The organism is Tepidanaerobacter sp. EBM-38 (assembly GCA_001896545.1).
Taxonomy (GTDB): Bacteria; Bacillota; Thermosediminibacteria; order Thermosediminibacterales; family Tepidanaerobacteraceae; genus Tepidanaerobacter.
Map to the genome: position 1 here is coordinate 22,410 of MPOT01000061.1, position 7,376 is coordinate 29,785.

Genomic DNA, 7,376 nt, shown 5'->3' on the forward strand with positions numbered 1-7,376 from the left:
AAGTTGTGAAGGGAGAGAAACACTTGCTGGAACTCAATTATTTTGATTCCATAAAGATCGGTCTTGCTTCACCGGAACAGATAAGAGAATGGTCCAAAGGAGAGGTAAAAAAACCAGAAACTATTAATTATAGGACTCTTAAACCGGAGAAGCAGGGATTGTTCTGTGAACGTATATTTGGCCCTGTAAAGGATTGGGAGTGTCATTGTGGTAAATACAAAAGGGTAAGATATAAAGGTGTTATATGTGACCGCTGCGGAGTTGAAGTTACAAAATCTAAAGTGCGCCGTGAAAGAATGGGTCATATTGAGCTGGCAGCCCCTGTTTCCCATATATGGTTTTTAAAGGGAATACCCAGTCGCATTGGCTTAATTCTCGATATGTCGCCACGGTCTCTAGAAAAGGTAATATATTTTGCTTCTTATGTAGTAATTGATGCTGGCGATACTCCCTTGATGAAAAAGCAATTATTAAATGAAAGAGAATACCGAGAATATCGCGATAAATACGGGAATGCTTTTAAAGCCGGAATGGGAGCCGAATCTGTCAAAGAACTTTTGGCTGAAATAGATTGTGAGAAATTATCAAAAGAGCTCAGGAGAGAATTAAAGGATGCTACAGGTCAAAAGAGGATAAGAATTCTCAGACGGCTAGAAGTTGTAGAGGCTTTTAGGAAATCAAAAAATAAACCTGAGTGGATGATTTTAGAAGTTATTCCGGTAATTCCGCCTGACCTTAGACCGATGGTGCAGTTAGACGGCGGACGTTTTGCAACATCAGATCTTAATGACTTGTATCGAAGGGTTATTAATAGGAATAACCGTCTAAAAAGACTTTTAGATTTGGGAGCACCGGACATCATAGTAAGAAATGAAAAGCGAATGCTCCAGGAGGCTGTGGATGCCCTTATTGATAATGGCCGGCGGGGCCGTCCAGTTACCGGTCCGGGCAATAGGCCGCTTAAATCTTTAAGTGATATGCTAAAAGGTAAGCAAGGCCGGTTTCGACAAAACCTGCTGGGTAAGCGTGTTGACTATTCCGGGCGTTCGGTTATTGTGGTCGGCCCAGAACTTAAACTATATCAATGTGGTTTACCCAAGGAAATGGCATTGGAGCTATTTAAACCCTTTGTCATGAAAAAATTGGTATCAGAAGGGCATGCACATAATATAAAAAGTGCAAAACGCATGGTAGAGCGGGTAAGACCTGAAGTTTGGGATGTACTTGAAGATATTATCAAAGAGCATCCGGTACTTTTAAACAGGGCTCCTACATTGCACCGCTTGGGCATTCAGGCTTTTGAGCCTATACTAGTAGAAGGTCGGGCCATCCAGATACATCCTCTGGTTTGTACCGCATACAATGCAGATTTTGACGGCGACCAGATGGCCGTCCACTTACCGCTTTCAGCGGAAGCTCAGGCTGAAGCAAGGGTTTTAATGCTATCAATAAATAATATATTAAAACCGCAGGATGGAAAGCCGGTCGTTACTCCGACTCAAGATATGGTTCTAGGTTCATACTACTTAACGATAGAAAGGCCTGGCGAAAAGGGTGAAGGAAAATATTTTTCCTGCCCTGAAGAAGCAGTATTGGCTTATGAAATGGGAGAAGTAGGCCTTCATGCGCCTATTAATGTTAGAATAAAAAGGAATATTGACGGCCGAGAACGTCACAAAATTATAAAGACCACACCGGGGCGCTTGATATTTAATGAGGGCATACCCCAAGATTTAGGATATGTAGACAGAACGAAGGAAGAAAATCTATTCGAGCTGGAACTAAACAGCTTAGTTGACAAGAGTAAGCTAGGAGATATCATTGAACGGTGCTATCGATTACATGGAACTACTGTTACGGCTCAAGTTTTGGATAAGATAAAGAAAAAAGGTTTTGATTATGCGACAAAGGCCGGAATAACCATCGGCATTACCGATATAGAAGTTCCTGAAGAAAAGGAGAAAATCCTATCCGAGGCCGATGAAAAGGTTGACCAAGTGGAACTTTTATATAGGAGGGGACTTATTTCTGATGAAGAAAGGTATGAGAATACCTTATCTATTTGGACTGCTGCAACCGAAAAAATTACCGATGCACTGATGGATTCCCTTGACCACTTCAATTCACTGTATATGATGGCAAATTCCGGAGCAAGGGGTAATAAACAGCAGATAAGACAGCTTGCAGGTATGAGGGGTCTTATGGCTGATCCGTCAGGCAGGATTATCGACCTACCTATCAAAGCTAATTTTAGAGAAGGCCTTACTGTGTTGGAATACTTTATATCAACACATGGTGCAAGGAAGGGTTTGGCTGATACAGCTCTTCGAACTGCCGACTCCGGATATTTGACACGGCGATTGGTGGATGTGAGCCAAGATGTTATAGTAAGAGATGTAGATTGCGGTACAACTGATGGTATAACAGTAAAAGCAATCAAAGATGGCAGCGGGATCATCGAAGACCTTAAAGAACGAATTGAAGGGCGATTTGCATTAGAAGACATCAAGGATCCTGAAACAGGTGAAATTATAGTACATGCAGACGAGCTCATAACCGAAGCCATGGCCAACCGCATTGTGAAAGCAGGCATGAAGGAAGTTAAAATCCGTTCGGTGCTTACATGCAGAACACGACACGGGGTATGCGTAAAATGTTATGGTAAAAACATGGCAACGGGCAAACCTGTGGATATAGGCGAATCTGTAGGTATTATAGCGGCTCAGTCCATAGGCGAGCCGGGCACACAGCTTACCATGAGAACATTCCATACTGGAGGAATAGCCGGTCAAGACATCACACAGGGTCTTCCTAGGGTCGAAGAGTTATTTGAAGCTCGCAAACCAAAAGGCCAGGCAGTAATTACTGAGGTCGGCGGCACAGCTAAGATTGTTGAGAGTAAAAAGAAAAGGGAAGTAGAAATTACAACTCCCACAGGTGAAACAAAAACTTATCAAGTTCCTTACGGAGCAAGACTAACCGTGGAGAATGGTACTGTGGTAGAAGCCGGCGATGAACTGTGCGAGGGTTCGGTAAACCCGCATGATATTTTGAAGATAAAAGGCATAAGGGGAGTGCAAACTTATTTACTTCAAGAAGTGCTGAAAGTTTACAGGCTTCAAGGTGTTGATATCAATGATAAGCATATAGAAGTAATCATCCGCCAGATGCTTAGAAAAATTAAAGTAGAAAAACCGGGTGATACTGAACTGCTTCCCGGCGAGTTAATAGATGTGTTCGAATTTGAGGAGTTAAACAACGAAATGATTCTTGCAGGTAAAGCCCCGGCCGAGGGTAAGAGGGTGCTCTTAGGTATCACCAAAGCATCTCTTGCTACTGATTCCTTCTTATCTGCTGCTTCTTTTCAGGAAACCACAAGGGTACTTACTGATGCGGCAATTAAAGGAAAAATAGATCCACTTTTAGGTTTAAAGGAAAATGTAATTATCGGCAAACTCATACCGGCAGGAACGGGGATGGGCTGTTACAGGAATATAAAGATTCATACCCCGGATGAAAAAGTGGAAAAAGAAATGAGTAAAGATGAAAGCTCACTTATTGACAGTCAAAACCTATGATGGTAGAATATATGAGTGTGTCTTTCAGCTCTCTTTATAAATAAAGGGGGAGGGCGAGAAAATGCTTGATAAATTAAAAAAGGCCTCCAAAAAAACCATAGGTACCAAACAAACCTTAAAAGCTATCGAAAAGGATCAGGTTTGTATGGTTTTCATAGCTGAAGATGCTGAAGAGCATGTAGTGTCTGAACTAAAAAGGATATGCAAAGAAAAAGGCATCGAAGTTATAGCTGTGAATACTATGAAAGAATTGGGGGATGCCTGTGGAATTCAGGTAGGGGCAGCCTCTGCTGCAATCTTAAATTCATAGCATTGCTTTTAAGATGCCCCTATAGGGGCATCTTTTTAATGCATATATATATTTTTGCTTATTTATTAATTCAATTACATGGAAGGAGGTGCCAAATTGCCAACTATAAATCAATTGGTAAAGCAGGGAAGAAAGAAAGTAGAGTACAAATCTACGGCTCCGGCCCTTAAAGGCTCACCCCAGAAACGAGGAGTATGTACCGTTGTTAAGACGACTACACCGAAAAAACCTAATTCTGCTTTAAGAAAAATTGCTAGGGTGAGGCTTACCAATGGCATTGAAGTTACAGCATACATTCCGGGCATTGGTCATAATTTACAGGAGCACTCGGTAGTGTTACTTCGAGGAGGTAGGGTCAAGGACCTTCCCGGTGTCAGATATCATATTATCCGAGGAGCTTTGGATGCTGCCGGTGTGGCAGATCGCAAGCAGGGCAGGTCCCTTTATGGTGCCAAAAAGCCTAAGAAAAAATAGTTAAAGGAGGGATATAATGCCAAGACGTGGTCATGTATTTCGAAGACCAGTTGAAGAAGACCCGATATATGGCGATATACTGGTAACGAAACTTATTAACAAAGTCATGTATGATGGAAAAAAAGGCGTGGCTCAGAAGAACTGCTATGAGGCTTTTGAGATTATAAGGCAAAAAACTGGCAAGGATCCTATAGAAGTTTTTCAGGAAGCCATGAAAAATGTTATGCCTGTTCTTGAAGTTAGACCTAGAAGGGTTGGCGGAGCTACCTACCAAGTTCCTTCAGATGTCCGACAGGAAAGAAGATTGACACTTGGAGTGCGATGGTTGGTGGATTATGCTAGAAAACGCAGTGAAAGGACCATGGCAGAAAGATTAGCCGGAGAGATTATGGATGCGGCTAATAACATGGGTGGAGCAGTTAAGAAAAAGGAAGAAACCCACAAGATGGCCGAAGCCAACAAAGCCTTTGCACATTACAGATGGTAGCCAGCCGTTGAACAGTAAAGACTTGGCATAAGAAAGGAGTGTAAGATTGTGCCTAGGCAAGTTACATTAGAAAAGATAAGAAATATAGGTATTATGGCACATATAGACGCCGGTAAAACTACGACAACTGAAAGAATACTCTTTTATACCGGCAAGGTTCATAAAATGGGAGAAACTCACGAGGGATCAGCCGTAATGGACTGGATGGAGCAAGAGCAGGAAAGAGGAATTACCATAACATCGGCTGCTACAACGTGTTATTGGAAAGGTCATCGTATAAATATTATCGATACGCCAGGGCACGTGGACTTTACGGTGGAAGTTGAAAGGTCTTTGCGAGTTCTCGACGGTGCAGTAGCTGTTTTTTGTGCAAAAGGTGGCGTAGAGCCTCAATCTGAAACTGTATGGCGCCAAGCCGATAAATACAAGGTTCCGAGAATTGCCTATATAAATAAAATGGATATTGTCGGAGCAGATTTTGAAAATGTTATATCTATGATGAAAGAAAGATTGGGAGCCAATCCAGTTCCTATACAGATACCCATAGGCAGTGAGGAAAATTTTAGAGGCATTGTCGATTTAGTTCATCAAAAGGCTTATATATTTAAAAATGATATGGGTACTGAAATAGAAGAAGAAGATATACCGGAAGATATCCGCGACAAGGCCATGCATTACCGAGAGAAAATGCTGGAAGCCCTATCGGATGTTGATGATGAAATAATGATGAAGTATCTTGAAGGTGAAGAAATACCTGAAGAAGATGTACGCCGCGCCATAAGAAAAGGTTGTGTAGAGGTTAGATTAACACCGGTGCTCTGCGGTTCTTCTTATAAGAACAAAGGCGTGCAGCAATTATTAGATGCAATAATGTATTATATGCCTTCGCCACTTGATGTTCCGCCGATAAAGGGTATAAATCCTGAAACCGGTGAAGAAGTTGAAAGGCATGCAAGTGATGATGAACCTTTTTCAGCGCTGGCCTTTAAAATTGTCAGTGACCCATATGTAGGAAAGCTGACCTATTTTAGAGTGTATTCCGGCACACTTAAATCCGGATCATATGTATATAATTCTACGAAGAATAAAAAAGAGCGCATAGGGCGAATTCTCTATATGCACGCAAATCACCGCCAAGAAGTTGATGAAGTTATGACCGGCGATATAGTTGCGGCAGTTGGCCTTAAAGATACCGCAACGGGTGATAGTCTTTCCAGCGAAGATCATCCTATAATTTTAGAATCTATGCAATTTCCGGAGCCGGTTATTAGAGTAGCAATTGAACCTAAAACTAAAGCTGACCAAGATAAATTAGGTGTGGCCTTGCAGAAACTTTCAGAAGAGGATCCGACATTTAAAACCTATACTGACCAAGAAACCGGTCAAACCATTATTGCCGGCATGGGAGAACTCCACCTGGAAATAATAGTGGATAGAATGTTAAGAGAGTTCAAGGTTGAAGCAAACGTAGGCCGTCCACAAGTAGCTTATAAAGAAACCATACGCAAGACAGTAAAATCCGAAGGTAAATTTGTAAGACAGTCTGGTGGACGAGGTCAGTATGGACATGTTTGGTTGGAGTTAGAACCTCTAGAACAAGGCAAGGGCTATGAATTTGTCAATAAAATTGTCGGTGGTGTAATTCCCAAGGAGTTTATTCCCGCAGTAGATGCAGGTATACGTGAAGCTCTTACAAGCGGTGTATTGGCCGGATATCCGGTTGTAGACATAAGGGCTACTTTATACGATGGTTCTTACCATGAGGTTGACTCATCGGAAATGGCCTTTAAGATAGCCGGTTCTATGGCTCTTAAAGAAGGTATGAAAAAAGCTTCACCAGTGCTGCTTGAACCGATTATGAAAGTAGAAGTTGTAGTACCGGAAGATTATTTAGGTGATGTTATTGGAGATATAAATGCTCGCAGAGGTCAAATGGAAGGTATGGAACCACGATCGGGTGCTCAGATAGTTAGAGCGTTTGTGCCGCTATCAGAGATGTTTGGATATGCAACTGCTTTAAGATCAAAAACTCAAGGTCGTGGGATATATACCATGCAGTTTTCTCACTATGATGAGGTTCCAAAGAATATAGCAGATACAATAATTAACAAATAAAATTAACAAATAAAAAGAAACAACAATATTAAGGAGGATAAACATGGCAAAGCAGAAATATGAAAGGAAAAAACCCCATGTAAACATAGGGACAATAGGTCACGTAGACCATGGCAAGACAACCCTTACAGCAGCAATAACCAGAGTATTATCAGATGTGGGACTATCAAACTTTGTAGACTACGACAACATCGATAAAGCACCGGAAGAAAGAGAAAGAGGAATAACCATAGCCACATCCCACGTAGAATACGAAACAGACAACCGGCACTATGCCCACGTAGACTGCCCCGGCCACGCCGACTACGTAAAGAACATGATAACCGGAGCAGCCCAGATGGACGGAGCAATACTAGTAGTATCAGCAGCAGACGGCCCAATGCCCCAGACAAGAGAACACATACTGCTTGCC

General features: G+C 41.9%; 6 protein-coding genes. All 6 read left to right on the forward strand.

The window, feature by feature from the left end:
- The first annotated feature begins 23 nt into the window (after positions 1 to 23).
- Positions 24 to 3,578: a DNA-directed RNA polymerase subunit beta' gene (gene rpoC, locus BUC45_RS07410; RefSeq protein WP_296971308.1), complete on the forward strand. Its 3,555-nt coding sequence runs from the start codon at positions 24 to 26 to the stop codon at positions 3,576 to 3,578.
- A 61-nt stretch (positions 3,579 to 3,639) separates the two neighbouring features.
- On the forward strand, positions 3,640 to 3,888 hold the full coding sequence (locus BUC45_RS07415) for a ribosomal L7Ae/L30e/S12e/Gadd45 family protein (protein WP_296971309.1): 249 nt from the start codon (positions 3,640 to 3,642) through the stop codon (positions 3,886 to 3,888).
- Between the two features lie 96 nt (positions 3,889 to 3,984).
- Positions 3,985 to 4,362 (forward strand): 30S ribosomal protein S12, encoded by a 378-nt coding sequence (rpsL, locus tag BUC45_RS07420; RefSeq protein ID WP_213975166.1) that lies wholly within the window; start codon positions 3,985 to 3,987, stop codon positions 4,360 to 4,362.
- A 16-nt stretch (positions 4,363 to 4,378) separates the two neighbouring features.
- On the forward strand, positions 4,379 to 4,849 hold the full coding sequence (gene rpsG, locus BUC45_RS07425) for a 30S ribosomal protein S7 (RefSeq protein ID WP_296971310.1): 471 nt from the start codon (positions 4,379 to 4,381) through the stop codon (positions 4,847 to 4,849).
- Positions 4,850 to 4,897: 48 nt separating this feature from the next.
- The gene (gene fusA, locus BUC45_RS07430) at positions 4,898 to 6,964 is read left to right on the forward strand and encodes an elongation factor G (protein WP_296971313.1); all 2,067 of its coding nucleotides are present in this window, start codon (positions 4,898 to 4,900) and stop codon (positions 6,962 to 6,964) included.
- Between the two features lie 43 nt (positions 6,965 to 7,007).
- Positions 7,008 to 7,376, forward strand: a 369-nt coding sequence (locus BUC45_RS07435) for a GTP-binding protein (RefSeq protein ID WP_296971315.1), incomplete at its 3' end; no start/stop codon positions are given.

Bases quoted from the DNA above. Each gene is read 5' to 3' on its own strand.
- BUC45_RS07415 (WP_296971309.1), top strand. From the start codon at position 3,640: ATGCTTGATAAATTAAAAAAGGCCTCCAAAAAAACCATAGGTACCAAA.
- rpsG (WP_296971310.1), top strand. From the start codon at position 4,379: ATGCCAAGACGTGGTCATGTATTTCGAAGACCAGTTGAAGAAGACCCG.